At 61.2% G+C, this 25,686-nt stretch carries 24 protein-coding genes; 9 read left to right on the top strand and 15 right to left on the bottom strand.

Annotation, left to right across the window (positions count from 1 at the left end; translation table 11 throughout):
* Positions 1–476: 476 nt before the first annotated feature.
* The 4 genes from CFBP4996_RS03070 (at position 477) to CFBP4996_RS03055 (ending at position 5,427) form a co-directional block, all read left to right on the top strand.
* The gene (locus tag CFBP4996_RS03070) at positions 477–3,215 is read left to right on the top strand and encodes an autotransporter domain-containing protein (protein WP_162935907.1); all 2,739 of its coding nucleotides are present in this window, start codon (positions 477–479) and stop codon (positions 3,213–3,215) included.
* Positions 3,216–3,245: 30 nt separating this feature from the next.
* Entirely contained in the window at positions 3,246–3,473 is a 228-nt protein-coding gene (locus CFBP4996_RS03065) for a hypothetical protein (RefSeq protein WP_080852463.1), read from the top strand.
* Positions 3,470–5,185, top strand: coding sequence for a glycoside hydrolase family 32 protein (locus tag CFBP4996_RS03060; RefSeq protein WP_121490277.1), 1,716 nt, complete (start codon positions 3,470–3,472; stop codon positions 5,183–5,185). The genes CFBP4996_RS03065 and CFBP4996_RS03060 overlap by 4 nt, the downstream gene beginning before the upstream one ends.
* Before the next feature lie 68 nt (positions 5,186–5,253).
* Complete coding sequence (locus CFBP4996_RS03055; RefSeq protein WP_080852464.1) at positions 5,254–5,427, top strand: hypothetical protein; 174 nt, start codon at positions 5,254–5,256, stop codon at positions 5,425–5,427.
* On the opposite strand, the gene CFBP4996_RS03050 is transcribed toward CFBP4996_RS03055, so the two are convergent.
* The 9 genes from CFBP4996_RS03050 to CFBP4996_RS03010 all read right to left on the bottom strand — a co-directional run bounded on the left by CFBP4996_RS03050 (position 5,418) and on the right by CFBP4996_RS03010 (position 13,261).
* Positions 5,418–6,827: an MFS transporter gene (locus CFBP4996_RS03050; protein WP_170988574.1), complete on the bottom strand. Its 1,410-nt coding sequence runs from the start codon at positions 6,825–6,827 to the stop codon at positions 5,418–5,420. The genes CFBP4996_RS03055 and CFBP4996_RS03050 overlap by 10 nt on opposite strands.
* A gap of 165 nt (positions 6,828–6,992) precedes the next feature.
* A complete protein-coding gene (locus CFBP4996_RS03045) occupies positions 6,993–7,358 on the bottom strand; it encodes a type II toxin-antitoxin system RelE/ParE family toxin (RefSeq protein WP_080852465.1) in 366 nt (121 codons plus the stop codon).
* The gene (locus tag CFBP4996_RS03040) at positions 7,348–7,617 is read right to left on the bottom strand and encodes a ribbon-helix-helix domain-containing protein (RefSeq protein ID WP_035262853.1); all 270 of its coding nucleotides are present in this window, start codon (positions 7,615–7,617) and stop codon (positions 7,348–7,350) included. Before CFBP4996_RS03040 ends, CFBP4996_RS03045 begins: the two co-directional genes overlap by 11 nt.
* 76 nt (positions 7,618–7,693) lie before the next feature.
* Positions 7,694–7,894: a heavy-metal-associated domain-containing protein gene (locus CFBP4996_RS03035; RefSeq protein WP_080852466.1), complete on the bottom strand. Its 201-nt coding sequence runs from the start codon at positions 7,892–7,894 to the stop codon at positions 7,694–7,696.
* 53 nt (positions 7,895–7,947) lie between these two features.
* Complete coding sequence (cueR, locus tag CFBP4996_RS03030; RefSeq protein WP_080852467.1) at positions 7,948–8,370, bottom strand: Cu(I)-responsive transcriptional regulator; 423 nt, start codon at positions 8,368–8,370, stop codon at positions 7,948–7,950.
* Positions 8,367–10,949, bottom strand: a complete 2,583-nt coding sequence (locus tag CFBP4996_RS03025) for a heavy metal translocating P-type ATPase (protein WP_162935908.1) — start codon at positions 10,947–10,949, stop codon at positions 8,367–8,369. The genes cueR and CFBP4996_RS03025 overlap by 4 nt, the downstream gene beginning before the upstream one ends.
* 175 nt (positions 10,950–11,124) lie before the next feature.
* Positions 11,125–11,733, bottom strand: coding sequence for a class I SAM-dependent DNA methyltransferase (locus tag CFBP4996_RS03020; protein ID WP_080852468.1), 609 nt, complete (start codon positions 11,731–11,733; stop codon positions 11,125–11,127).
* Between the two features lie 41 nt (positions 11,734–11,774).
* Positions 11,775–12,599 carry a class D beta-lactamase gene (gene blaOXA / locus CFBP4996_RS03015; protein ID WP_020811374.1) on the bottom strand — a complete coding sequence of 275 codons (825 nt, stop codon included), beginning with the start codon at positions 12,597–12,599 and terminating at the stop codon, positions 11,775–11,777.
* Positions 12,600–12,769: 170 nt separating this feature from the next.
* On the bottom strand, positions 12,770–13,261 hold the full coding sequence (locus CFBP4996_RS03010) for a YcgN family cysteine cluster protein (protein ID WP_080852469.1): 492 nt from the start codon (positions 13,259–13,261) through the stop codon (positions 12,770–12,772).
* Positions 13,262–13,528: 267 nt separating this feature from the next.
* Here CFBP4996_RS03010 and CFBP4996_RS03005 point away from each other — a divergent pair, with 267 nt between their 5' ends.
* A complete protein-coding gene (locus tag CFBP4996_RS03005; RefSeq protein WP_065654209.1) occupies positions 13,529–15,721 on the top strand; it encodes a transglycosylase domain-containing protein in 2,193 nt (730 codons plus the stop codon).
* 237 nt (positions 15,722–15,958) lie between these two features.
* Here the strand turns inward: CFBP4996_RS03005 and CFBP4996_RS03000 are convergent, their stop codons facing one another.
* Positions 15,959–16,858 (bottom strand): LysR family transcriptional regulator ArgP, encoded by a 900-nt coding sequence (locus CFBP4996_RS03000; protein ID WP_080852470.1) that lies wholly within the window; start codon positions 16,856–16,858, stop codon positions 15,959–15,961.
* A 375-nt stretch (positions 16,859–17,233) separates the two neighbouring features.
* Between CFBP4996_RS03000 and CFBP4996_RS02995 the strand changes: the two genes are divergently transcribed.
* On the top strand, positions 17,234–17,842 hold the full coding sequence (locus CFBP4996_RS02995; protein ID WP_080852472.1) for a LysE/ArgO family amino acid transporter: 609 nt from the start codon (positions 17,234–17,236) through the stop codon (positions 17,840–17,842).
* Here CFBP4996_RS02995 and CFBP4996_RS02990 read toward each other — a convergent pair.
* Positions 17,839–19,227, bottom strand: coding sequence for a M20 family metallopeptidase (locus CFBP4996_RS02990; RefSeq protein ID WP_080852473.1), 1,389 nt, complete (start codon positions 19,225–19,227; stop codon positions 17,839–17,841). The two genes, CFBP4996_RS02995 and CFBP4996_RS02990, sit on opposite strands and share 4 nt — an antisense overlap.
* 111 nt (positions 19,228–19,338) lie before the next feature.
* On the opposite strand from CFBP4996_RS02990, the gene CFBP4996_RS02985 reads away from it, so the two are divergent.
* Positions 19,339–19,926 (top strand): DUF1214 domain-containing protein, encoded by a 588-nt coding sequence (locus CFBP4996_RS02985; protein WP_003522305.1) that lies wholly within the window; start codon positions 19,339–19,341, stop codon positions 19,924–19,926.
* Positions 19,919–20,467: a DUF1254 domain-containing protein gene (locus tag CFBP4996_RS02980; protein ID WP_035261158.1), complete on the top strand. Its 549-nt coding sequence runs from the start codon at positions 19,919–19,921 to the stop codon at positions 20,465–20,467. The genes CFBP4996_RS02985 and CFBP4996_RS02980 overlap by 8 nt, the downstream gene beginning before the upstream one ends.
* 19 nt (positions 20,468–20,486) lie before the next feature.
* Here the strand turns inward: CFBP4996_RS02980 and CFBP4996_RS02975 are convergent, their stop codons facing one another.
* Positions 20,487–20,675 (bottom strand): hypothetical protein, encoded by a 189-nt coding sequence (locus CFBP4996_RS02975; RefSeq protein ID WP_162935909.1) that lies wholly within the window; start codon positions 20,673–20,675, stop codon positions 20,487–20,489.
* Positions 20,676–21,236: 561 nt separating this feature from the next.
* Between CFBP4996_RS02975 and CFBP4996_RS02970 the strand changes: the two genes are divergently transcribed.
* Positions 21,237–22,172, top strand: coding sequence for a DUF2336 domain-containing protein (locus CFBP4996_RS02970; RefSeq protein ID WP_233283554.1), 936 nt, complete (start codon positions 21,237–21,239; stop codon positions 22,170–22,172).
* Positions 22,173–22,228: 56 nt separating this feature from the next.
* On the opposite strand, the gene CFBP4996_RS02965 is transcribed toward CFBP4996_RS02970, so the two are convergent.
* The 3 genes from CFBP4996_RS02965 to CFBP4996_RS02955 form a co-directional block, all read right to left on the bottom strand.
* A complete protein-coding gene (locus CFBP4996_RS02965; RefSeq protein ID WP_080817396.1) occupies positions 22,229–22,582 on the bottom strand; it encodes a DUF1491 family protein in 354 nt (117 codons plus the stop codon).
* Between the two features lie 265 nt (positions 22,583–22,847).
* Positions 22,848–23,747 (bottom strand): peptidoglycan-binding domain-containing protein, encoded by a 900-nt coding sequence (locus tag CFBP4996_RS02960; protein ID WP_162935910.1) that lies wholly within the window; start codon positions 23,745–23,747, stop codon positions 22,848–22,850.
* Positions 23,719–25,251, bottom strand: coding sequence for a sensor histidine kinase (locus tag CFBP4996_RS02955; protein WP_080852477.1), 1,533 nt, complete (start codon positions 25,249–25,251; stop codon positions 23,719–23,721). The genes CFBP4996_RS02960 and CFBP4996_RS02955 overlap by 29 nt, the downstream gene beginning before the upstream one ends.
* Between the last annotated feature and the right edge of the window lie 435 nt (positions 25,252–25,686).

Below are 25,686 nucleotides of genomic sequence, written 5' to 3'. Positions count from 1 at the left end.
CCGGATGGTAGGGAGAAACAGCCAATACTGCCCGGAGCCGATATTTGTCGTGCCGCAAAACCGGGCGCTTTTATCGGATTGCCATCGTCTACGGCCACCCCAATCCCCCCAGCCATCCTCCCCATGATCGCAAACGTGCTCGGCGACGGCCAATTCAAAATATATACGAAGATTTCACCCCACACATAGAAGCATCAATAAACTGTAACAAATATAAAATACCTAACCGGCGGTTAATCTAAATAATAATACAAATTACTAATTCTTCACCATATAAAATATTGAATAATAAAACAAAGAAATATCGAATATTATTTATATTCTTAGGAATTAATTTAATGATAAACAGATACTATACGATTTTTCTATCCTCAATATTCTTGCTTGCGAACGCTCCCTCCCATGCTCAGGACGCCGGCATTGAGAAGATTAAAGCTTCGCGTGACGGCTGGTATAACGTTCTCAAAGGAAAGGTTATGCGACCCTTCCCGGTCTTGGGTACATGGGAGTCCGAGGTCGATCGACTGGAAGTGCTTCGGCTTTCAGCCATAACGGGACCGCGGAAGGATCTGGCTTCGAGTGATGCGGAGCAAGACCCAAAAATCGTTTACGACAGTTTCACGCCAAGCGCGCTCGGCAAGCATGCAGCCTCGCTCGACCTCTACGACAATCCCCTTTATGAAAAAGCGAAAGCATATGTCGACGCCGCAGGTTACGCAACCGATCCCGGTACCGCCATCGACAAGAAGAGATGGGGCACCCAGCGCTCGCTGGATTTCATTCTGAAGGACGCTTACGGACGCAGTCGGCCAAATACCGTGCTTTCGAAGGTTGACGGATCATATATCCCCGGAAAGGAAAAGACCACTTCGACGTCCTCTTCCTATCCGAGCGGCCATACGTGGGAAGGTTTTCTGCAAGCTGAGATTTTAAGCCTCATCTTTCCCGAACGTGGACAAGAGCTTATCTCGCGCGCCATCCAGTATGGCGAAAGCCGTGTCATTCAAAAGTCGCATTTTCCAACGGATACGATCGGTGCCCGCACCGCCGCGTATTTCATGCTGGCAAACGCGCTGGCCGACGACGAAATTGCAGATGCCATTGCCGCCAACAGCAAAGCCATGCGCCAGGAGATCGGCAATATCTGCGGAAGCACCCTGCGCCAATGTCTGGAAGCCGAGGCGACGCCGCTTTACGACGAGCATGCGCGTGCGAATTTTTCAATCGGCTATTACGGTCAGCGACAGTCGACAGGCAGCACATCGCTTGCGCCCGAACATTTCGACCCGCAATCCGGGCATTTGCTGCGCCTGCGTTTTCCCTATCTTTCCGCGGAAGACCGTCGTGCGATCATTGCTGGCACCGCCTATCCGGCCGACTCCCTCGCCGGATGGGGTAGCGATCTGCAGAACAATCAGTCGACCTGGGGTCTGATCAACCTGCCCGCAGCCTATAACGGACCAACCTATCTTTATACCGACGTGACCGTGGAGCAGACAGCGGGCAAGGCGGACGACGTCGCCGGTTTCGGCGAATGGGATATCTGGAAGAACGACATAGCGGGCGTCGGACGCCTGACCAAAGCCGGAGACGGAACACTCGTACTTGCCGGCAACAACAGTTTCGGTGGCATCGAATTGCAGGGCGGCAAGCTCGTCCTGAATGGAAAAAACGATTTTTCCGGCAGCTCCACCATCAGCAATGGTGACTTGGTGATCAACGGCGAATTGCTCTCCGATATCGACGTGAAAAAGGGTGGGCAGGTTTCCGGCAAGGGCAGGATCAGTAAGATGATCGTCGGCGATGGCGGCGTCGTCGCACCCGGCAATTCCATCGGCACGGTTTCCACCGCGTCGATAGAGTTTCGTCCGGGATCGACCTATGAGGTCGAGGTCAATGCGCAGGGCGAGAGCGACAAGATTCTCGTCTCCGGGCAGGCCGCCATTACTGGCGGTACGGTCAATGTTCAGGCGGAAAACGGCAATTACGGTCCAGGCACGCGCTACGAGATCCTGAAGGCGAACGGAGGATTGGTCAGAGGCGGCGCGTCGAACGGGTTCGACGCGGTGACGAGCAATTTCGCATTCCTGAACCCCTATCTGAGTTACGACGCCACGAGCGTCTATCTCGATCTGGTGCGAAACGGCGTGTCGATTTGCCTGCCCGGATCGTCGAAGAACCAGTGCAGCGTCGGCAAGGCCCTCGAAGTCGCGGGATCGGCCAGCGAGGTGTACCGGTCGGTCGTCATGATGGACTCGGCAAGGGCGGCGGGGGCTCTCGACAATTTATCCGGTGAGATTTACGACGCCGCACAATCCGCACTTGCCATGAACAGCGGCCATCTGCGCAACGCGATAAACGAACGAATGCTGCTTGATGGCGCGAGCACGAGCGGGCCGGGCGGCTGGATGACATCATGGGGGTATGATGCCCGTATCCATGGCGGAAATGGCGCGAAAGCGGTCAACGACAACGGCTGGGGCGTCCTGGCGGGTCTGGATGGCGTTCTCGACAACGGCTTGACCGTCGGCATTTTTGCCGGTCACGGACAAAGCCGCCTCTCAGACAAACAGAAATCGCGTATCGAGGTCGATGCCTACCATCTCGGCGGCTATGCCGGTGCGGCGGTCGGCGCGGTCAATCTTCGCGGCGGCGCAAGTTATGCCTATCTCGACAGTGACGCTTCGCGCGAGATCTGGGTTCCGGGGCTTGCCGGCAGAATGCAGGGCGGCATGAATGGCTGGCAATACCAGATATTCGGCGAAGCAAGCACGGACATAGCAGTCGATGCCGATATCGAATTGTCTCCCTATGCCGGACTGGCGCATGTCGGCACCGATCTCGGCGATGCTCGCGAAACCGGCGGGCCGGCGACGCTTCATGTGCGCGGCGGCGCGGATAACGTCACACTCGCCACCCTCGGCCTGCGCGGCGCGGTGAAGTTGCCAACAAGCGACATCAACGCCTTCTTCTCCTGCAACCTCGGTTTCACGCATGCATTCGGCGAAATTCACAGCGCAAGCCAGCAATCCTTCGCGGGCGGAGCCGCTTTCCCGATCAGCGGTGCAGAAGTATCGAGAAACGCAGCGGTCCTCGATGCGAAATTTACCTTCGACATTGCCGAGCAGAACACGATAACCATGGGATATCGCGGGACATTCTCCAAAGGCTCGACCGACAACGGCGTGAACCTGCGCTGGGACGTCAAGTTCTGACGGCAACGGCAAAACCAGGAAAACCGGGGCGTGGCTGACGCGCCGGTTTTCATTTCGGCGATAAAAATTCCGGCAAGGGGTCACAGCTTTGACCGTCCGGACCGGCTGCCGTTCGAACCGGAAGCCAATACGAAACTTCACCGCCGGAATGAAGCTGGACGGTTCGCGAAGGCGAGACCTCCGACGATTGAACTTTCTTTCGTCCCATTCGTTGCGTTTCCTGAACGAGAAACGCCGCAACGAAAGGAACGGGAATGACCGTCGTTGAAGCTATAGCCGAGCCGGAAAGCGCCATCCGCACCATTCATACCGATCTGCCCGTCAACGCCACCTTCCATGTCTGGCTGAAGGCGAAGAAAGATGCCGAGCCGGGTGCTGTGTCCTTTTCCAATCAGAATGGAAAATTCGCTGAGGTTTCAAGCGTCAACACGGAAGAGTTCGGTTTTCGAATCTATCAGGTTTTCGGCGGCGGCCATGTAGAACTGAGTTACGACACGGTCACAACAGCCGTTTCCGTCATCTACTGGTTCACGGCATCGGATGTGCTGGAAACCGGCATTACCGTCGTCCATACCAAGCCTGATAATGCCGCACCCGAACTTCCCGGCAGCTATCACTTCCGCCCGCCTTTCGGCTGGATGAACGACCCGAACGGTTTTGGCCGTTTCGAGGGGCGGCCGCATCTGTTCTATCAGCATTATTCGCATGGGCTGCGCTGGAACACCATGCATTGGGGCCATGCCGTCTCGTCGGATTATCTGCGCTGGCGGCACCTGCCGATTTTCCTCTTCCCGTCAGAGGATCTGACGACACGGCCGGACAAGCGCGGCGGCGCCTATTCCGGCTCCACCATTCCGCTGGTGGAAGGCACGGGCATCCGTGTCTTCTTCACCGAGCAGGTGCAGGACCGCATTCCCGAACAGCAGATACAGCTCACTGCCACCTCCTCCGATCTCATCATGGCCGGGCAGGCCGAGGTCATTCTGGGTACTCGTCCGGACGGACAGGGGCTGACGCCGGATTTCCGTGACCCCTATGTTTTCCGCGGCCCTGATGGCCTATGGAAAATGGTGCTCGGCAGCCAGAGCGATGGCGGCGGTGTGATCCTGCTTTACGAGACGCTGGACCCCACCGCCGCATCGGGCTGGACCTATGTGGGCAAGCTGTGGGTGGAAACCCGTTATAAAACCACGGCCATCGAATGCCCCTGCCTGCTGCCGCTCGATGGACCCGCCAATGCCCGTTCCACCCGCTGGGCGCTGGTCTATGGGCTGATGCATTCGGAGGACCCGGAGACCGGCCGCAAGAACCTCACCATGGCCGATGTCGGCTGGTTCGACGGCAAGGTCTTCATCAAGGAATTCGGACATGAGCTGGATTTCGGCACCGACAATTACGCCTTCCAGGCCTTTCTGGATGGCGACAGCATTATCGGCATCGGCTGGCTGGCCAATTGGGCGGATGCCAATCCGGAAATCGATTTCCCCACCTCCATGACGCTGCCGCGCCGGATTCACTATGCAAACGGCGAGCTTCTGACCCCGCCCATCGGTGCGGCGGAAAGCCTGCGCAGCCATATTCTCGACCGCACGCGGCTTGCCGCCGGCGAACGCGTTACCTTCATCAACGGGGCGGTGGAAATATTGTTCGAGCTTGCCTCGCCCGGCGCGCCCTTCGAACTGGTGCTCGATCATCCGGCGGTCAGGCTGGGCGTCGTTTCCGATGAAACGGGCCTGTGGATCCGCCACGAGGATGGGCGTGACGGCCCCTCGCCGCATTATATCGCCAGGGGAGCCAAGGCATCCCGCATCCGCATCTTTCTCGATTACGGCTCCATCGAAGTCTTCGCCAATCGCGGCCGATATGTGGGCACCAAGCGCATTGAGGGTTTCGAACCGGTACGCTCGGCGTTGCTGAAGGCCGCCCGCGGCGCGGTGGTGCATGCCACCAGCTGGGCGCTGAAACCGTGAGGAACTTTTTGGCGGATTGGGCGGTTGATAGACCGAAACCGCCCATTCCACGGATAAGGAGAAACGGCATGACCAAAATCCGCGACACCAGCGATCCGATCCTGTTTCCGACCGAAGCCAATGAAAACAAAGCCGAGAAAAAACGCGCCGGCAAGGGCATAATTATCATCATCGGTGCGATCGCGATCATGGCCTTCGTCGTCTATCTGGCGGCGATCACCATCGCCACCACTCAGTCCTGACGGTGGCGGAAGAGCCGCCTTTCGCCCCGCAACCCGCTGGCGGTCATGATCGCCAGCAGCGATACGGCCACACCCAGCCCATAGAGATAAACCATCGGCATCGTCACATCCGCCCGCTCGATGTGCCCTACCAGATCGGTGGCAGCGGCGACGGTGCCGCTGGCGCCCGCACCGGCGGCAGCACCCAGCGTCGCGACCGTCGGTAGCAGCGCGCCCGTCATCTTGCGTTCCTCTTCCGGCGCGGCCTCCATGGCGGCCTGGCTGATGCCGGCCCATGACATGCCGAAGGCAGAGCCGATCAGAATTTGCCCGACGAGCATTTCTCCCCAGTTACCGGTCGCAAGCCCGAGCCCCAGCAGCGCGCAGCCCGGCACCATCTGGTAAGGGCCGTAATGCAGGCAAATCTCCCGAAGGCGGGCAGAACGCAGGCTGCCGATCAGCATCGCCACGAAGCTCCAGGCAAGCGGCATCGTCACCACGATGAAACCGGCAAAGGTCGGTTCATGCCGCCAGAGATTGATGGCGACATAAGCGAGATAGACGCTGCCCAGCGCATGGGCATAGGACATCAGGAACAGCACCCAGAAACCGCTGCCGAGCACCGTCTTCAGCCGGAAGGAATCCTTCGGGAAAAGACCGATTGAGGGCCGGATGCCCGCACGCAGCGAGGCCCACAGCAGCGCCGCCCCCGCCAGCAGGGAAAGGGCGCGCAGGCTCGCATCCTCGAAGGCGGAAGGTGCGGAAAACGCCAGGGCGCCGACAAGGCAAAGCAGCAGCGGCACCAGCGGTTTGCGCGTCGCCGCCACCGGACGCTCGGCGGAGACGGCAATGGCGGTATAGGCCAGAAGCAGCAGGATCAGCGGCGCCGACAGCAGGAAAGTGGCGCGCCAGGAGATGTGTTCGGTGGCGAAACCGCCGGTCAGCGGGCCGATGAAGGAGGCGACCGCCCAGATCGCCGCCTCGATGGCGAAGACCTTCGGCAGCAGGCCGGAGCGGAAGCCGGCGGGAATGAGGCTGTAGCACACGGCGACGATCAGCCCATCCGCCAGACCCTGCAAGGCGCGGCCGACGACGACCCACAAAAAGTCGCCGGCGATTGCCGAGAGGACCGAACCGAGCGAAAAGATCAGGCAGCACAGAAGCAGGACGGCGCGCGCACCGAAACGCTCGCGAAACAGGACGGCGGTGACGCCGCCCGCCACGGAGCCGACGAAATAGAGACTATAGGCCCAGCTATAGAAAGCAGCGCCGCCGATTTCGTTGACGGCCACGGGCAAGGCCGTCACCACCGCGAACTGGTTGAAAGCGTGCAGGCCGATACCGGCGGAGATGACGGTCAGAAGCGAGAGATTCGCCCCGCTCAGCAATTCGCTCCAGCCGTTTTTCTCCGTCATTTCCATACTCGACAAAGCCGTATCCTTTCCATTTTTTCGGGTACGGCGGGCAAACTAGAACCTCAAGCGCCATTGAGGTCAAGATGGCTTTTTCACGCAATCCGGCCTGACGGAATTCAACGACGGCAGGAACCCCAATCCCTCGCGGGAAGGCAGAGCTTTCGATGGGATTTAGGGAAGACCCGGAGCACGACGGGACACGAGGCGCGTGAGCATATGGCGCCGATGATCCTGCCCGCCGAAAAGGACCGCGAGAATACGCACGGTCTTTTCACCCTCATCGACATCGAAATAAAAGACAGCCTGATTTTTCGTTACCCGGCGAAGGTTGGGCAATATTTCGGACAATAATGTCCCCTGAAAAGGCGCTTTGTGAAGCGCTTCCATATCCGCTTCAATTGACCCCACGCGTCGCGCGGCGCGTGTGAACGCCGCTGGCAAGGCGTCGCCGAGGTCGAGATAGGACTGGATGAGATGGTCGAGAATGAGGCCGAGGTCCTGATCCGTCTGCGTTGAACGCAGGACCTTAAAGGCCATAGCCGGCCTTCTTGGCTGCGATCATCGCCGCCGTTCTGTCTTTGCCGTCTTCCACGGAGACGAAGTCGCCCTGCCCGCGCTCAACCAGCAAATCACGAAGCGCGGCAAGTTCGGCATCCTTCAGTTCCGTTTCCTGCCGGAGCAGTTCCAGCCCACGCTGCACGACGGCACTGAGGCTCGCATAACGCCCTTCCTCCACCAGCCTGCGGGCGAAGCTGTCCTGTTGATCGGAGATGGAAACTGAGGCCTTGACGGACATTGTGGTGATCCCTCGACCGGAAAGACTATGCTACTCAGTAGCACATCTTTCCTGCTCATTCCAGCAACGAGATACTTCAGACCGCCCGTTCCGGCGAATAACCGGCGTCGCGGATCGCCGCTTCCGCGGTTGCGGCGTCGCCCGTCACGGTCAGCCTGTGGGCATCGAGGTCGATGCTGACGGATGCACCGGGAAGAGCCTCCGTGAGAGCGCCGCGCAGCGTCTTTTCGCAATGGCCGCAGGTCATGTCCGGAATGAGGAAGGTGGTTGCACTCATGGTTTTCTCCTTATCGCCGGTCGCGATGTTCTCGCACCGGCTTTCATTAAAGGTCAGTGGGTTCGCGCGTGCCTGGCGTCGGTCTTATCCGCGCCCGCGAGATCGTCGAGGATGGGGCAGTCGGGCCGGTGGTCGCCGCCGCAGCAATGGGCGAGATGGGAGAGCGTCTTCACCATGCTCTTCATCTCGGCGATTTTCTGTTCGAGATCGGCGATGTGGACGAGCGCAATCTCCTTCACCGCCGAACTCTCGCGGCTCTTGTCCTGCCAGAGTTTCAGCAGCGTCTCGGTTTCTTCCAGCGAGAAACCGAGCGTGCGCGCCCGCTTGATGAAGCGCAGATTATGCACGTCCTGTTCGCCATAGACCCGGTAATTATTGCCGGTGCGGGCGGCCGGCGTGATGAGGCCGATCTGCTCGTAATAACGGATCATCTTGGCGGAAACGCCCGATGCTTCCGATGCCTGGCCGATATTCATGACGTCACCTCCCGATGGGCCACCTTCGCCCGTTTCAACCGCAGCGCATTGGCGAGAACGAAGACGCTGGACAGCGCCATGGCGCCCGCGCCGATCATCGGCGACAGCGTGATGCCGAAGGCCGGATAGAGCACGCCCGCCGCGACCGGTATCAGCGCCACATTATAACCGAAAGCCCAGAACAGGTTTTCCTTGATGTTGCGAATGGTCGCCCGGCTCATCTCGATGGCGTTGACTGCGCCCAGAAGATCGCCGCCGACCAGCACCACATCGGCGCTTTCGATGGCGACATCCGTTCCCGTGCCGACGGCGATGCCGATATCGGCTTCGGCCAGCGCCGGCGCATCGTTGATGCCGTCGCCGACGAAGGCGAGCACCTTGCCGCCTGCGCGTATCTCGTGGATCGCCTTCACCTTGCCCTCGGGCAGCACTTCGGCCACCACGCGGGAAATGCCGACCTGCCGGGCGATTGCATTCGCCGTGCGTTCATTGTCGCCCGTCACCATCGCCACTTCGATGCCCATCGCCTGTAGCGCCCGAATGGCGGTAACACTCGAGGGTTTCAGCGGATCGGCGACGGCAATCGCGGCCGCCAGCCTGCCGTCGATGGCGGCATAAAGCGGCGTCTTGCCCTCGTCACCCAGCTTTGCGGCGGCCTCAGCGAAGATATCCACGGAATGGCCGAGTTTGGCCATGTAACGATCCGCGCCGACTTCGACCCTGCGACCATTGACGGTGGCGGCGATGCCGTAGCCCGTCACACTTTCGAAGTTTTCGACAGTCGCAGGTTTGAGTCCCTCCGGGGTCGCCACATTCTTTTCTTCTGCGGCCCGGACGATGGCTTCGGCAATCGGATGTTCCGAGCGGCCCTCGACGGCGGCGACGAGCGCCAGCACCTCGTTGTCGGCAAACCCTTCCGCAACCACCAGATCGGTCAGTTCCGGGCGACCCTTGGTCACGGTGCCGGTCTTGTCGACCACGACGATCTGCGCCGAGCGCAGTTCCTGCAGCGCCTGTCCCTTGCGGAACAGCACGCCCAGCTCCGCCGCCCGGCCTGTGCCGACCATGATGGATGTCGGCGTGGCGAGACCCATGGCGCAGGGGCACGCAATGATGAGCACCGCCACGGCATTGACCAGTGCGAAAGTATAGGCAGGATCGGGACCGAAGATCGCCCAGACGATGAAGGTCAGTACCGCAATGGCGATGACAACGGGCACGAACAGCGCGGTGACGCGGTCCACCAGCAACTGAATGGGCAGCTTGGATCCTTGCGCCTCCTCCACCATGCGGATGATCTGCGACAGCATGGTGTCGGCGCCCACCTTGGTCGCCTTGAACTTGAAGGCGCCGGTCTTGTTGATGGTGCCGCCGACAACCGTTGCGCCGACCGTCTTTTCCACCGGCACGGGCTCGCCGGAGATCATGGATTCATCGACATAGGAGGAGCCTTCGACGACTTCGCCATCCACCGCCAGCCTTTCGCCGGGACGGATGACGACGATATCGCCAGCCACGAGGTCTTCGGGGGAAATATCGATGGTAGCACCGTCGCGCTCCACCCGGGCGGTCTTCGCCTGCAGGCTCATCAGCTTGCGGATGGCGTCTCCCGTGCGGCCGCTGGCGCGGGCTTCGAGAAGCCGTCCGGTCAGGATCAGCGTGACGATGACGGTTGCCGCTTCATAATAGACGAATTGCGCCTCGTCCGGCAGCAGGTCGGGCGCGAAGGTCGCCACCACCGAATAGAGATAGGCGGCCGTGACGCCCAGCGCCACCAGCGAGTTCATTTCCGGCGCGCCGCGCAGCAGGGCCGGGAAACCGGTCTTGAGGAAACGCAGGCCCGGTCCGAAAATCACCGCCGTCGCCAGCGCGAAATAGATGTAATAGAGGTTCTGCGTCTCGATGATGCCCATCAGCCAGTGATGCATCGGCTCATAGAGATGCCCGCCCATTTCCAGCACGAAAAGCGGCGCGGTCAGGATCGCGGCAATCGTCAGGTCGCGTTTCAGCGCGCCCTCTTCGCCGGCGTGCTGCATATGGTCGTGGCCGCCGGTCTCGCCCGCCGCCATCTGGCCGTGGCCCTGATGATGTCCGTGGTGCTGGCCGTGACCGTTGTGAGCGGAATGGTCGTGCGGCGCCGGCGTCTTCAGCGCAAAACCGGCGAGCTTTGCCGTTTCCACAAGCGCATCCCGTTCACGCCGGCCGCCAATCGTTTCCACGGAGGCCTTGCCGGAGGCAGCATCGACCTTGACGGCGATTGTGGTGGCGACCGCTTCCAGAACGGCCTTCAGCCGCTCGGCCTCAGCCTCTCCCCGCAGGCCTTCCACCGCAAATTCGTGACGCTCCGGCGCGATATCGTAACCGACCTTCTTGATGGCGGCGCCAAGCGTTCTGGCCGAAAAACCCTCGGCCGGCTCGACCGTGAGCTTCTTCGTGGCGAAGTTCACGGAACTCGACATGACACCCGGCACCTTGGCCGCGGCCGTTTCCACCCGCCGCACGCAGGAAGCGCAGGTCATGCCTTCCACGGGAATGGAAACCGGTTCATGTCGATGGGCGTGTTTGACTGTCTCGTTCATGGGAAATCCCCTTTCGAGACCCTATGTAGAGATTCCCATGATGGGAAGGTCAAGGGAAGCGGAAACTTTTTGTTGAACACACAATCGTGAGTGCAGCCCCCCGCTGCAAAAATATGACGTCCGCCGCGATCATACGATCTGTGGAACGCTACCGGGCGAGGCCTGCCAGGCGCGTTCAGAGGGCTACGCGTCTCGCCAGATAAACCGTGGCGCCGCCGCATTCGGGATCGTTGACGACATGATCGAGAAGCCGGAAACCGTGCGCGGCGAGCAGGCTTTCATATTCATCGCGTGCGAGGCTCGCATGATAAAGCGGCCGGCCCTGAAAGGTGCCGATCGCTTCCCCGTGATCCGGCCCGGCCGTGAACATCAACGCCGCGCCGTCATTGGCATGCTGGTGGAAAATGCCGAACATGCGGCGCTGGTCCTCCACCGTCAGATGGAAAAAACTGTGCCACGCGATCAACCCGTCGAAGCGGCGGCCGAGGGCCAGCTTTCGCATATCCGCAACCGCCCAGAGGTTACCGGGAAATCTCTTCCGGCAAAGCTCGATGAGCGGCAGGGACGCATCGATGCCCGTGACGTCATAACCGCTGGCGATGAAGTAGCTGGCGATCGGCTCACCGGAACCGCAGCCAATATCGAGAATGGACGCACCCTTCGGCAAAAGCGAGATGAACCTGTCGAGCCAGGGTTTTTCGGCAAGGGAGCGTCCACGCTGCCTGTCGAAATCGGCCCCGTGTTCATTGTAGATCGTGATGACGTCACGAGAGGCGTCCGGCATATGCTTTTCCTTTTCGGGCAAAGGTCATGCCGGCTGCGCACTTACCGGTGCACGGCCAGTCGGGGAATATCGCGCAGGAAGGCGTCGCGCACGGCGGGGCCGAGCGGCTCGTCGGACGGTTTGTCGGAAACGCGCAGTCTCGCGAAGACGATGTGCTGGCCTTCGCGCTCTGCCCAGCCGACGAACCAGCCGAAGGGGCGGTTGCGGTCGGGATTGCCCTTTTCGTCACGCATGTAGCCGGTACCGGTCTTGCCATGCACGCTCCAGCTTTCCGGCGCATCGAAGACCGGCACGATTGCCCTGGTCTTGGCCTGCGCATCGCGCGAGACCGGCAGATTGCCGGCCAGAAGGCGGCGGAGAAAGCCGACCTGTTCCACCGGCGAAACCGTCAGCGACGATCCGAGCCAGGAATGGGTCAGGCCGTTGTTCTTGCCCGGCTCGCCGGAAACATCGGCATTGCCGTAACCGAGGCGCTTCACATAAGCGGCGAATTTTTCCGGGCCGAGGCGGCGGGTGATTTCACGCGAATACCACAGCACCGAATCCTGCTCCCATATCGAGGGATCGACCGTCTTGCGGTCGGAAGCGCGCGCCTCCGTGCCGGGTTTCCAGTCCCAGGCGGGCGTCTTTTCATCCTGAAGAATACCGGCGTCGTAACCGATCAGCGCCAGCGGCACCTTGAAGGTGGAGGCCGGCGCCACGCGCTGGTCGCAGGCGCCCTGCTGGTTGATGATGGCGCCGGTCTCGATGGAGGTGACCAGCGTGCATTCGAAGGCCTGGGGCTGTTGCTGGGCGTCAGCGGAAAACGGCAGGAGCCCCGGAAGGGCGAGGCATGAAAGAACGATGGCGGGCAGCCGGTAGCGCATGCGTTTTGATGTCCCTCGTCCGCTTTTGCGGATCATTTGCCGGAATGGCCGGAAGCTGTCTTTGATTTCAGACAAGTCGTACCCCGAAACCGTGACACGCTTTCGGGCGACACTGCCTTAAGGGAACGATGGGGCAGGAATAGGACCAAAACGAAAATCGACGGTTTCCTTCACGTCCGTTCCTTTTCGCTCGCCCTCTCGCCAACCGTCTCACCCACTGTCAGGGGCCAGTCGACCACATAATCCTCGAAGTCGTCAACATCCACATCGGCCTCGCTGACGGTGCGGCCGCGGGCGGAAATGCCGGCCTGATGCACCGTTTCCGTATCGCCGGAAACGAGATAGTGCCACCAGTAGAGATCCTTGCCGTCGCGCACCAGCGCATAGGCGCAGGTGGGCGGCAGCCAGCCGATCTCATGCACCTTCTTCAGGTCGAGCTGGATACAGTCCGGCACGGTGGCGCGGCGGTTTTCGTAATCGGAGCATCGACAGCTCTCGCCGTCGAGCAGCACGCAGCGAACCGAGGTGAACACCACTTCGCCGGTGTCCCAGTCCTCCAGCTTGTTCAGACAGCACAGGCCGCAGCCGTCGCACAGGCTTTCCCATTCCTCACCGGTCATCTCGGTCAGCGATTTGGTTTTCCAGAACGGCGCGTCATTCATCGTTAACATTTCCGTTTCATTTTGATCTCTTGGACGGGAGTGTTTAACCGGTCCCTAATCCTTTATATCGTATCGCCAAGGGCTGGTTTGTACGATATTTTAGCATATTGGCAGGCGGCAGAGGGGTCATTGGCCCGCGAAAGGCCGCCGCGTCAAGCACTTCCGACATAACCATGCCACGGTTTTGCGTCGGGAATGGGTTGAAGCGTAGAATATCAGGCAGACATATCGATGGCAGCGTTGCGTTGAACAGGAAAACATCGCCAGGTGCAGGAAGAAAAAGACGATAAAAAAGGCCGTAAAAAACGGCACATCCTGCTCCGGATCGATAGCTTCATCGACTCCGGCCTGTGGACGGCTGCGGCAAGGCTGGTGGATTTCTGGGAAGACGTCACCATCGCCTCGCGCAAGCTGCATGTGCGCGGCTGGAAGAAGCTCCTCGTCAACCTGACCTGCGACGCGCTGACCTTCGGAACGGCGGGGTCCGTCGTGCTTCTGGCGCTCGCCATGCCCGCCTTCGAGGAAACCAAGAAGGACTGGCGCTATCGCGGCGATTTCGCCGTCACCTTCCTCGATCGTTACGGCAATACCATCGGCCATCGCGGCATCATTCATGAGGATTCCGTTCCGATCGACCAGATGCCGGATCATTTCATCAAGGCGGTGCTGGCGACCGAAGACCGGCGCTTCTTCGACCATTTCGGCATCGATTTCATCGGCCTTGCCCGCGCCATGAGCGAAAACGCCCGCGCCGGCGGCGTAGTGCAGGGCGGCTCGACGCTGACGCAGCAGCTCGCCAAGAACCTGTTCCTTACCAATGAGCGCTCGCTGGAGCGCAAGATCAAGGAAGCCTTCCTCGCGCTGTGGCTCGAGACCAACATGTCGAAGAAGGAAATCCTCAGCCTTTATCTCGACCGCGCCTATATGGGCGGCGGCACCTTCGGGGCGGCGGCGGCGGCGCAGTTTTATTTCGGCAAGAACCTGACCGATGTGACGCTGGCCGAATCCGCCATTCTGGCCGGCCTGTTCAAGGCGCCGGCCAAATATGCGCCGCATGTCAACCTGCCGGCAGCCCGCGCCCGCGCCAACACCGTGCTTTCCAACCTGGTGCAGAGCGGGTTGATGACCGAGGGTCAGGTGATCGGCGCGCGGCGCAACCCGGCCACCGTCATCGACCGCGCCGATGTGAAGGCGCCGGATTATTTCCTCGACTGGGCTTTCGACGAAGTGCAGCGGCTGGCCGCCGAGGGCAAGTTCAAGGACCACACCGTCGTCGTGCGCACCACCATCGATACCGGCCTGCAGCAGGCGGCCGAACAGGCGATGGAAATGGGCCTGCGCGAATTCGGCGAAGGTTACCGCGTCAAACAGGGCGCGATGGTGATGATCGAGAACGGCGGCGGCGTGCGCGCCATGGTCGGCGGACGCGACTATGGCGAAAGCCAGTTCAACCGCGCCACGGCGGCGCTGCGCCAGCCGGGTTCCTCCTTCAAGGTCTATACCTACTCGGCCGCCATGGAAAAGGGCATGAAGCCGGAGACGCTGATCTCCGACGCGCCGGTGACCTGGCGCGGCTGGTCGCCGCAGAATTACGGCCGCTCCTATGCCGGCAAGGTGACGCTGCAGATGGCGCTCGCCAAATCCTACAACACCGTGCCCGTGCGTCTTGCCAAGGACGTGCTCGGCACGCAGGTCATCGTCGATACCGCCAAGGCCATGGGTGTCGCCACACCGCTGCGCAGCGACAAGACCATTCCGCTCGGTACATCGGAAGTGACGGTTCTCGATCAGGCCACCGCCTATGCCGTTTTCCCGGCCGACGGCATGCAGTCGCGCCGCCACGGCATCGAGCAGGTGCTGGATTACGAGGGCAATGTTCTCTACGATTTCAGCCACAACGAAGCGCCCGCCAAACGGGTGCTTTCCGAAGACGCCAATTCGAAGATGAACCAGATGCTGGTGACTATCCCGGTCATGGGCACGGCCCGGCGCGGCGCGCTGGATAACGGCATCGTTTCCGGCGGCAAGACCGGCACCTCGCAGGCCTATCGCGATGCCTGGTATGTGGGCTTCACCGGCAATTACACCACGGCCGTCTGGTTCGGGAACGACGATTTCACGCCGATGAACAACATGACCGGCGGCGCGCTTCCGGCCATGGCCTTCAAGCGGCTGATGGACTACGCCCATCAGGGCATGGAACTGCGCCCCATTCCCGGCATACAGAACCCGCTGCCGACAGGCGCGCGCCCGCAACCTTCGGCGGAAGTGGCGGCCGCAGCCACCAGCACCCCCGCTTTGCCGGCGCTCACCCGCCCGCGCTCGCTCTCGGCCGAGGCAACGCGTGTGATCCGCTCCATCGCCAAGAAGATGAAGGACGCTTCGGCGCTCAGCGTGACGACGCAGAAGGTGGCGGATGCATCGTTGCGCGAGGGCGCGGAGGATGCGGCGCGGCGGTGAGGTGTGGCGGGTAAAGGGTGCTTTCGGAGTTCGGAGCGCACCCCCCTCTGCCCTGCCGGGCATCTCCCCCTCAAGGGGGGAGATCGATCTGCGGCGAAGTTTCGCCCATCTCAAGGTTAGAGAATGAAGTGGCGGGAGGGCCACCAACCGATCTCCCCCCTTGAGGGGGAGATGCCCGGCAGGGCAGAGGGGGGTAAGCCACGCACTCCGTCGCCACCGTTCCTTCAAATCCGCAACTTATCGCAACAACACCCCCCTCGCCGTCTCCACCACATGCGACGTCAACACCCCAAGCCGCTCCGCCGCGAGCCGGTTGACCTGCCAGTAAAGCGGAATATCGAGCGGCGTGCCGGGAACGACCTCCACCAGCCTGCCCGTCTTGAGGTGATCCCCCACAAGCTGCACCGGGTTGAGCCCCCAGCCCATGCCGGAAAGGCTCGCCTTCACGAAACCGTCGGTCGAGGGCAGCCAGTGGGTGGGATAGGCGATATCCTCGCCCAGCACCTTCCTGACCCAGCTCGCCTGCAGCCTGTCCTTCTGGTTGAAGGTGAGCCCCGGCGCGCGGGCAAGGGCGGCGGGCGTGACGCCCCCGGCGAAATGGCGGGCCATGAAATCCGGGCTGGCGGTGGCGTGATAGCGCAGCACGCCGAGGGCCAGGACCCGGCAGCCCTGCACAGGCTTGGCATGGGCGGTGACGGCGGCGAGCACCCTGCCGCCGCGCAGCCATTCCACCGTGTGGTCCTGATCGTCCACCGCGATATTGACGAGATAATCGCTGCCGCCGGTGAATTTCGAAACCGCATCCAGAAACCATGTGCCGAGACTGTCGGCGTTTGTGGCGATGTTGAGCGTCACGCGCTCCTGCGCTGCGCCCGCTTCCGCCAGCGCCGGAAGCTGTCGGAACAATTCGCTTTCCAGCATGCCGACATGATCCATGTGACGGCAGAGCCATTCGCCCTTTTCCGTCGCCACGCAGGGGTTGCCGCGCACGATCAGCACCACGCCCAGCCGCTCCTCCAGTTGCTTGATGCGCTGGGAGACGGCCGACGGCGTGACGCACAGCACCTGCGCCGCCTTTTCGAAACTGCCGGTTTGAGCAACAAGCGCCACGGCCCGCATGGAGGGATAGTCGAGCATTATGATACCCGCTTTGAAGGCTGGTTTTGACACAGCACATGCAAGGGCTCGGACCATTGGCGGCGATCCTCCCTGCCCTCATTCCTGTGCTTGTCACAGGAATCCAGCAAGCCCAAGTCCTTGGGCTGAAAAGACTCTCCCGTCGCGCAGACGCGCGTCGGCTGGATTCCTGTGACAAGCACAGGAATGAGGGTGGAGGTGAGGAAAGCGCTCTTGATATCCATCCGTGGAATAGCGTTAGGGTGCATTAGCTCAGCTTATCTGGATTGAGTTTATTTAACTGGATTAAACCATCTGGCGGAAATATCCAAGCACTCGGTCCGGAAGCAACGCCTTCGGCCATTCCACAATGGACAGAGGCAGGGGCCGCAACGCATGGACATCCAGATCTTCTTCACGGGCCTGACGATGGGCCTCAGCCTCATCGTCGCTATCGGCGCGCAGAATGCCTTCGTTCTGAAGCAGGGGCTGGCGCGTTCGCATGTGTTTGCCGTCTGCGCCACCTGCGCCATTGCCGATGCGCTGTTGATTACCGTTGGGGTTTTCGGTTTTCAGCGGATCAGCGCCATCATGCCGGCGCTCGATCCCATCATGCGTTATGCGGGAGCCGCCTTCCTCATCTGGTATGGCGCCAAAAGCCTGCATTCGGCGCTGCGCTCCTCCGAGGCGCTTTCGGTGGCGGAGCGGCAGGAGGCGAGCCTGTGGCAGACGCTGGCCATCTGCCTTGCGCTGACCTTTCTCAATCCGCATGTCTATCTGGATACCGTCGTGCTGCTCGGCACCATTTCCACGCAGTTTCCCGGCTTCGAAAAAACCTTCGCGGCGGGCGCGGCCACCGGCTCGCTGGTGTTCTTCTTTTCACTGGGTTACGGCGCGCGCTGGCTGCGGCCGATCTTCGAAAAACCCTCCGCCTGGCGCATTCTTGAAGGTGTCATCGCCGTCACCATGTGGGCCATCGCCTTCAAGCTCGTCATCGGCGCCTAAAGCGGCGGCGTATCCCCCTCTCCGATATCCCAATAGAGCCCGGCCATAAGGGTAAGCGCCTCGCGGGCGATCTCCTTCGGCAGATGTTCGTTCGGCGCATGCTGCGAGCAGCCGGGATAGGAATGCGGCACCCAGATGGTGCGCAATTTGAGGATATCGGCAAAGATATCGTTGGGCAGCGAACCGCCGAGATTGGGCAGAAGCGCCGGTTTTCTGCCCGTCGTTCGGGCAATGGAGCGCAGCGTGAAATCCACCCATGGATCCTGCGGATCGAGCCGGGTGGCGCGGAAAATCTCGTCGCCGGCAGGCGCGATTTCCACCATGGCGAAACCCTGCCGGTCGAGGTGACGCCGCACGGCGGGCAGAACCGCTTGCGGATCGATACCGACGACGAAGCGCAATTGCAGCCGCGCCCATGCCCGTGGCGGAATGGCGTTGACCGGCGCACGCGGATTGCCGGTCTCGAAAGCCAGCACTTCCAGCGCGCACCAGCCGAAAACCCGCTCGGCGGTGGAAAGGCCGGGCTCGCCCCAGTCCGGATCGATCTTCGGGCCGTCCGGCCCGCCATCGATTTCACAATCGGCAAGGGCCTCGCGCACCGCTTTCGGCAATTCCTCCGGCACCAGTTCCGGCACGCGGATCTGGCCGGTCGGGCCGACAAGGCTTGCGACGGCATGGGCCAGTTGCACGCCGGGATTGGAGAGCGCTCCGCCCCAATTGCCGGAATGATGGCCGCCCTCACGCGCCTCGATCACCAGATCGAAGGTGATGCCGCCGCGCGCGCCGAGAAAAACCGTCGGCCGTTCCGCATTCAGGCGCGGGCCGTCGGAGGCGATCAGAAGATCGGCTTTCAACCGCTCGCCATGGTTCCGGCAAATCTCCCTCAGGCCGGGGGAGCCCCTCTCCTCGCCCATCTCGATCAGATATTTAGCGTTGAAACCAAGCCTGCCGCGTGTCTCGAGCACGGCTTTCAGCGCCGCCATATTGACCGAATGCTGCCCCTTATTGTCGGCGGTGCCGCGCCCATACCACCTGCCATTGCGCTCAGCCATCACAAAGGGCGAAAGCCCCTCGGCCCAGCCCTCGTCCTGACCGCGCACCACATCCCCGTGGCCATATCCCAGCACGGTCGGCAGCGTGTCGCCTTCGAAACGTTCGGCGATCAGAAACGGCAAATCCGCCGTCGGGTCACGCAGGATGGCGCAGGAAAAACCCATGGCGGCGAAAGCGGGCAGCATTTCCTGTTCCAGATAAAGCGTCAGCTCCTCGCCCTGCTCCTCATTCTGGCTTTCGGTCCGTCGCAAAACGCGTCGCGACAAATCCCGCTCGAAGCTGCCATCGTCGAAACAGGCGGCGGCACGGTCGATTGCGGATTGTCGCGACATGATGGAATATCCCCGGTTGTGATCATTTTCACGGAGAGTAAACAAGCCGCGCCATTTTCCAAACAGGGAATCAGTGATAGTCCTCGACCTGTTCATAAACGGGAAAACAGCGTGTTCCGAGTTCCATTCCTTGTCGGCATCGCCCTTCTGATCGCCTTTGGCGGCGGTATTGCCGCGACGCTGGCAGCCCTTGAGGCGACATCCGGCTTTGGATCGATCCGCATCGGCTCCTGGGATGCGTTTCCCGAAGCGCAGACGATCGAGGCCGATCCTTACGCCAAATCGCACCGCGCCGACGCCGGCAAGCTGCTTTACGGAACCGCGGAAGGGTTGGCTTTTACCGCCTCCGTCGACAGCGATGGACAACGCCTGAGCGGCGAATGCCGCTACCGGCTGGCCGGCGCCGTGCCGCCTGCGCGTTTCTGGACGATTTACACCGCCGACCAGCAGGGCAATGTGCTGGCGGAGGATGCGGGGCGGCCCTTCGCGCTGAACTCCCGCACGCTTTTGCGCAGCGCCGATGGCGGCATCGACATCACCATCGCCGCTGACGCCCAGACCTATAACTGGCTGTCGGTGCCGCAGGGCCAGACCTTCAGGCTGGTCATGACACTGCTCGACACGCCCGTCGCGGGCAGTTCCGGCCTGATCGATATTTCCATGCCGCAAATACGCAAGCTGGGGTGTGGCAATGCTTAGGGTCCTGCTCGCCATCCTCACCGGTCTCGTCGGCGCAGCCGTGCTGCATGTCATCATTCTTCTGGCGATACCGCATTTCAGCAATCGCGACGCCTATACGCGCGCGGTGGCGGAAGGAAAGCCGCATCAGTTTCATCTGCTCGAAGAGACGACGGAGAAAAAGACGCTTGGCAGCGGCGATCCCTTCATGCGGGTCGCGGTCTGCACCTTCGATATCGAGGACAAGCCGGTCAGGCTCACCGCCATCGGGGCCGTGCCCTTCTGGTCGGTCGCGGTTTACGACAAGGCCTCGAATGAGGTGTTCAGCATGAATGACCGCACATCCGCTGGCGGGGTGATGGATATTCTGGTGGCGGATGCGGTGCAGATCGCCGCCATCCGCAAGGCGCAGCCGCCCGCGCTTTCGCAGGCCATTCTGGCGGAATCGGATCAGACGGAAGGGTATGTGGTGTTGCGGACCATGGTGCCGCAGCCGAGTTTCGGCGAAGAGGCGGAACGGTTCCTGAACGAGGCGAAATGCCAGCCGACGGCGTGGAAATAGCGTCGGTTATTCTCTGTAGTCAGGATTTGAGGGCGGTTTCCGCTGCGGATTTGCCCTTGCGCGCGACTTTTCCGGTCGGCTCGGTATCGCGTTTTTCATAGCGCACGCCGGTAAACAGCACGACTTTCGCCGGGCCGATCACCGTTGACACCGCGCCGGCAGGGCGCAGGCTTCGTCGGGCGTCGCCGATTGGAATAATCTCTGCCATGCTCATCTCCTCTTCGGGACATGATTGTCAATGTTGCCCATGGGAACCGCGCAAGCCTCGTCTTGCGTCGGGAATTTCATCACCATCACATTGCGCATAGGCCAGTCCACAGACTGGTTTTCGCACGATCCAAAAATCCAAAGCGATTCTTATAAGGGGATCGTGCGCAGATTCAGGCTTCGCATGCCATTTTTGCATTTATTCCGTCGATAAGAATAACATGGAATCCTAATACTGCCCATGAAATTACAAACAGACAGAGGTTAATGATCCGTTAACCTTAATTGCCGGACCGCAACTTATTCCGGCCGGAGCCGCACCCCTTGAAAACAAAGGCGATGCGGTAAAGTTCCACGGCATTTTATCCGTCATCAAGGTTTTAAAATTTCCTTGTTGATAGAGGCAGATTCTCTCTTGCCACCCCCCATAGTTAACAGGACGTCAACGCATTTGCTCTAATTTGAGCCGATATTGTGTTTGCGTTTGTTGGGTAGTGCGTTGACCGACCGGTTTCGAGAACTTGAGAGGCCAAGAGCCGTGAGGAAGAAAGATGTGGTGCTGATGGCCACCGTGACGAATTTCGAGAATGTCTCCCATCCGTCAAAAACGGACCTTCGGCAGTTCGCCGAACTTTTCATGCCGCTTTTCAACGCCTCCACCGACGAAGCCAAGCGGGAGGCCATTGCCGCGCTCTCCCAGCATCCGAGCGTGCCTTCGGCTGTCGCCTTCTTCATCGCCTGCCAGCCGATTTCGCTTGCGGCGCCCTTCCTCATCTCCTCCAAATGCCTCGATGACGACACGCTGATCACCATTGCCCGCACGCAAGGGGCGGCGCATGCGCGCGCCATCGTGCGCCGCGAGGACCTCTCCCCCACCGTCATCGACGCGCTTGTCGGGCTGCGTCACGCCGAAGATCTGAAGCGGCCGGATGGAGAGACGGCGGCTGCCGAACCGCAGGCGGCGGAAAGCCCCGAAGAGCCGAAAGCGGAAGAAAAGACGGACACCATCGCCGCCGCTTCCGCGCTCGAAGAGGAAATGCGCCAGCGGATCAAACAGATGGCGCATCACCTCAACCGCCCGGAAAGCGACGTTCTCGGCCTTCGCCGGTTGAGCGAGGTGCAGGAAGCGCTGCTGGTGCGTTTCGCCCGCGAGCGCAATGCCCGGCAATTCGCGGTGGCGCTGGCGGATTCGCTGTCGTCGAGCTACTGGCTGTCGGAGCGTATCATGCTCGATATATCAGGCGCGCAGCTTGCAACGACGCTGACGGGCCTTGGCATGGAATTTTCCGAGGCGGCTTTCGTGTTGCAATGCTTCTATCCGCATCTTTCCGCCGCCGAAGGCGATATGAGCCGTGCCGAAGCCCTGCTCGACCGTCTCGACATCGTGGAATGCGAAGAGCGGCTGGAGAGCTGGCGGCGGGCCGACAGCTATACGCATGGCCGCGAACGGCCGGACCGCAGCGCACCGCCTGCACAGAGAACCGGGACGCAAGGGTAAGCGCGGCTGGCCTTGCATTTTCATGGGTTGAAGAAGCGGGCCATTGCCGGACAATTCTAGGCCTTGGGCTGATCCACCAGCGTCAGCAGAGTCCCGATCTCATCGGTTTCGATCTCCACCACCCACAGGTCGCTGTCGAAGCGTCGTTCCCTCTCAAGAAGAGCGGCGCTTTCCTCGCCATCCGCACCGGCAAGGCGCGTTTCGAAACGGCGCTCGGCGCGGACTTCCTCGTCATCGGCAAAGCTCTGCGGCGCGGGTCCATAGAGATTTTCTCGGCCATCGCGCAGGCGCTGACGGATGAAAATCGCCCCCGCCTCCTCCGCCCCCTTCTTTTCGACAGCGGCAAATCCGCCGGCGGCGAAGACGCGGCGGATGAGGGCTGATACGAACATTTCGGACTTGAGGCGCATGGGGGTGCTTTCGAATGGAAATGGTGGGGCGGGCTTCGCAATGCTGATTTTAGGCGGACGAAGGTGCACGGGGCTTTACCCCCCTCTGCCCTGCCGGGCATCTCCCCCTCAAGGGGGGAGATCGATCTGTGGCAAGGTCTCGCCCATCTCAACGTTTGAGAATGGAGCCACGAAAGAGCCTCTTGCCGATCTCCCCCCTTGAGGGGGAGATGCCCGGCAGGGCAGAGGGGGGTAAGCCCCACGCACCTTCGTCCGCTGTCAAAATCTAAAGCGCCCCGATCGACTTCAGCTTCTTCAACACGGCCTCGCTCGGCTCACCGGTTTCCGGCAGGCGATAGTGTTTCTCAAAGGCGCGGATGGCGTTGCGGGTCTGCTGGCCGGCCACGCCGTCCACCTTCACATCGGCATAGGCGATATTGATCAGCCCCTGCTGGATCTTGGCGATCAGATCGCGGCTTGCCGGTTTGGCCGCGCTGTTGAGAGAGGCCGGTTCGGCCTTCGGGCGCGGCGCTTCCGCCTTGCGGATGGCGGCTGCGACCGGGTCGATCTCGACGCCGCCGCTGGTATCGGCAGGCCGGTCCCTGGGGATCGCCGCAACCGTCGCACCATCGATCCTGAGCGCGGCCAGCACACGGGTCGTCGGCTCGCCGGTCTGTTCCATGCCGAGCGTTTCTTCGAAAAACATGATGGCGGCGGCGGTGCGTGGGCCCATGCGGCCATCCGCCTCGCCTTCATAAAGCCCGCGTTTCTTCAGTTCGGCCTGAATATCGGCAACGATCTGCTGCGGCTTCTGGTTTTCGGCAACGGGCTGCGCCGGCGTTTCGGCCGCCGGCTGCTGCGCGTTTTGCGTCTCCGCCGGTCGTTCTATGCGGAAGGTGGTGACATTGCCCTGCGTGCCGAGCGGCTCGGCCGGGCGATAACCGGCAATGCCGTTCGGGTTTTCCGCATCGCGCGTGCGCAGGAAAGGCGACGGGTGCACGCCCGGCTGATACCAGAGCGCATTGGCGGCGACAAAACCGAAGACGACCGCGAAGGCGCCGCAGCTGCCGACCAGTTTCGGATGGCGCAGGATTTCGCGCCCGATGGCCGAAACCACCAAGGAAACAATCCCGGCGCCAATCTGGGCCGTTGTTTTCTTAGGCGATTTTCGCTTTCGCGGGGCCATCGTCACCATCCTTTTTCATCATTGCGGCCATATCGCCGAGCTGCCGGATGCGCGGCGGAAATTCCACCATGCTTTCGGCTTCGGCGCTTTCGCCGCCACCCGCCATGCCCGAACCGTCGGCAGGCAGGGTGATCGTTACGACCGTTCCCTCGCCGGGCTTGCTGGCAATGGCGAAAGTGCCGCCATGCAGTGCCACAAGCCCCTTGACCAGGGACAATCCCAGACCCGTGCCCTCATAGCGACGGGTATATTCATTCTGGACCTGCATGAAAGGTTGGCCCAGGAGCTCGATCTTGTCGGAAGCGATGCCAATGCCGGTATCGCTCACCGTCAGCTTCAACATCGCGCCCTCACGCGCGGCGTCGATCGACACCACACCACCGGCATCGGTGAATTTTATGGCGTTGCCGGCAAGATTGATCAGAACCTGCCGGATAGCGCGCTGATCGGCCGAGATTTCGCCGATACCGCGCTGGATGCGGCTGGTCAAAGTCAGGCCTTTTTCCTTCGCCTGCAGGCCGAGCATGGCCTCGCAGGACGAGATGGTCTCGGCAATCGGGAAGCTTTCCATCATCAGCTCGTAACGGCCGGCTTCCAGCTTGCTCATATCGAGCATGGTGTTGACGACAGAGAGAAGATGGGCGCCGGACTGGCGGATCAGGCCGACATATTCCCGCTGGCGGTCGTTCTCCAGCCGGCCGAAATATTCGCCGGCCAGAATATCGGAAAATCCGAGGACGGCATTGAGCGGCGTGCGCAGCTCGTGACTGACGGCGGCGAGAAAGCGGGATTTCGCATCATTGGCCGATTCCGCCTCGGCCGCCTTGCGGGCGACATCGCGGCGCAGGCGTTCCATCTCGGTGACATCGGAAAGCTGGGCGACGATGCGGCGCAGCCGGCCGCCGGCGCTGCGGATCGCCGTCATCTCGATACGGGCGTGCATGAATTGCGCCTGGCGCGACTTTGCACCGGTCTCGAAGCGGAGTTCGGCGGTTGCCCTGTCCTCGCCCTGCCGCAGCAGGTCGAAAGCCTGCATCAATTCGATACGGTCCGAGACATAGACATATTCAACGAGGGCATGGTCCTTGCTGGCCTGCAGATCGGCCGGGAAGGTCGTAAGATCGCGGCCGGAGACGTGTTCGACGAAGCCGGTATCACCGATCATGAGCACGAGGCCCGGCACCTGCGTAGCGGCGATCAGGTCGTTGTCGCCAGACGAGGCGGAAAAGGAGGACGCACTGCGCGCGGGACGCGAAAAGGCAATCAGCAATGCTGCGGCGGCCAGAAACAGCGCCAGCACCAGGGCAGCGCCGATGGGCAGCGCGATGGCGGGGCTGAAAACGAGGCTGAAAAGGGCTGGTACCACCAGAAGTCCGACGGCGCTGAAGGCGATCAGCCGGCGCAGGCGCGCAATGGTTCCGGCGCGCCTTTCGGCGTCCTCTTCCATGCGCGCAAGCCATCTGCCTGCGGCATGGTCGACCAATGCGACCGCTTTTTCTCTCATATTACGCAATACCAACACCGAATCCCTGAGGCGGTTCTAACGGCTCCGACAATAGAAGGCGGCGGCTTAAGGAATGGATAAAAAGAATGGCCTCAAAGGCCCGTCAAATGCCCCGCAGTCCCATTACGGGGCATTTCTTCGAAGCTTTGCCAATCATGGTTAATGACGGGTAAGCGACGGATTTCGCTTCATTTTTGCCATCGCGTTAACTTTTGTGGCAAAGCTTTCCGCCGCTTTCGCCCGGAACGCGCGGCCTCTGTCGCAATTATGCTTAACATGGACTGTTAAAATGCGAATGAATTGATGGCAGGCGTCCCGATACGAGGAGAATAGATACAATTTGAATTAAATTGCGTCGCTTTTTGCAATCGGCTGTTCGCCGGTCGCGTGTAGCTTCTTCACAAGCCCGAAAAACGGGACAAAGGCCGATGACCC

The sequence above is a fragment of the Agrobacterium leguminum genome (assembly GCF_005144435.2).
Lineage (GTDB): Bacteria > Pseudomonadota > Alphaproteobacteria > Rhizobiales > Rhizobiaceae > Agrobacterium > Agrobacterium leguminum.
Note: the sequence above shows the minus strand (reverse complement) of the source record. Positions and strands in the feature narration are given on the sequence as shown.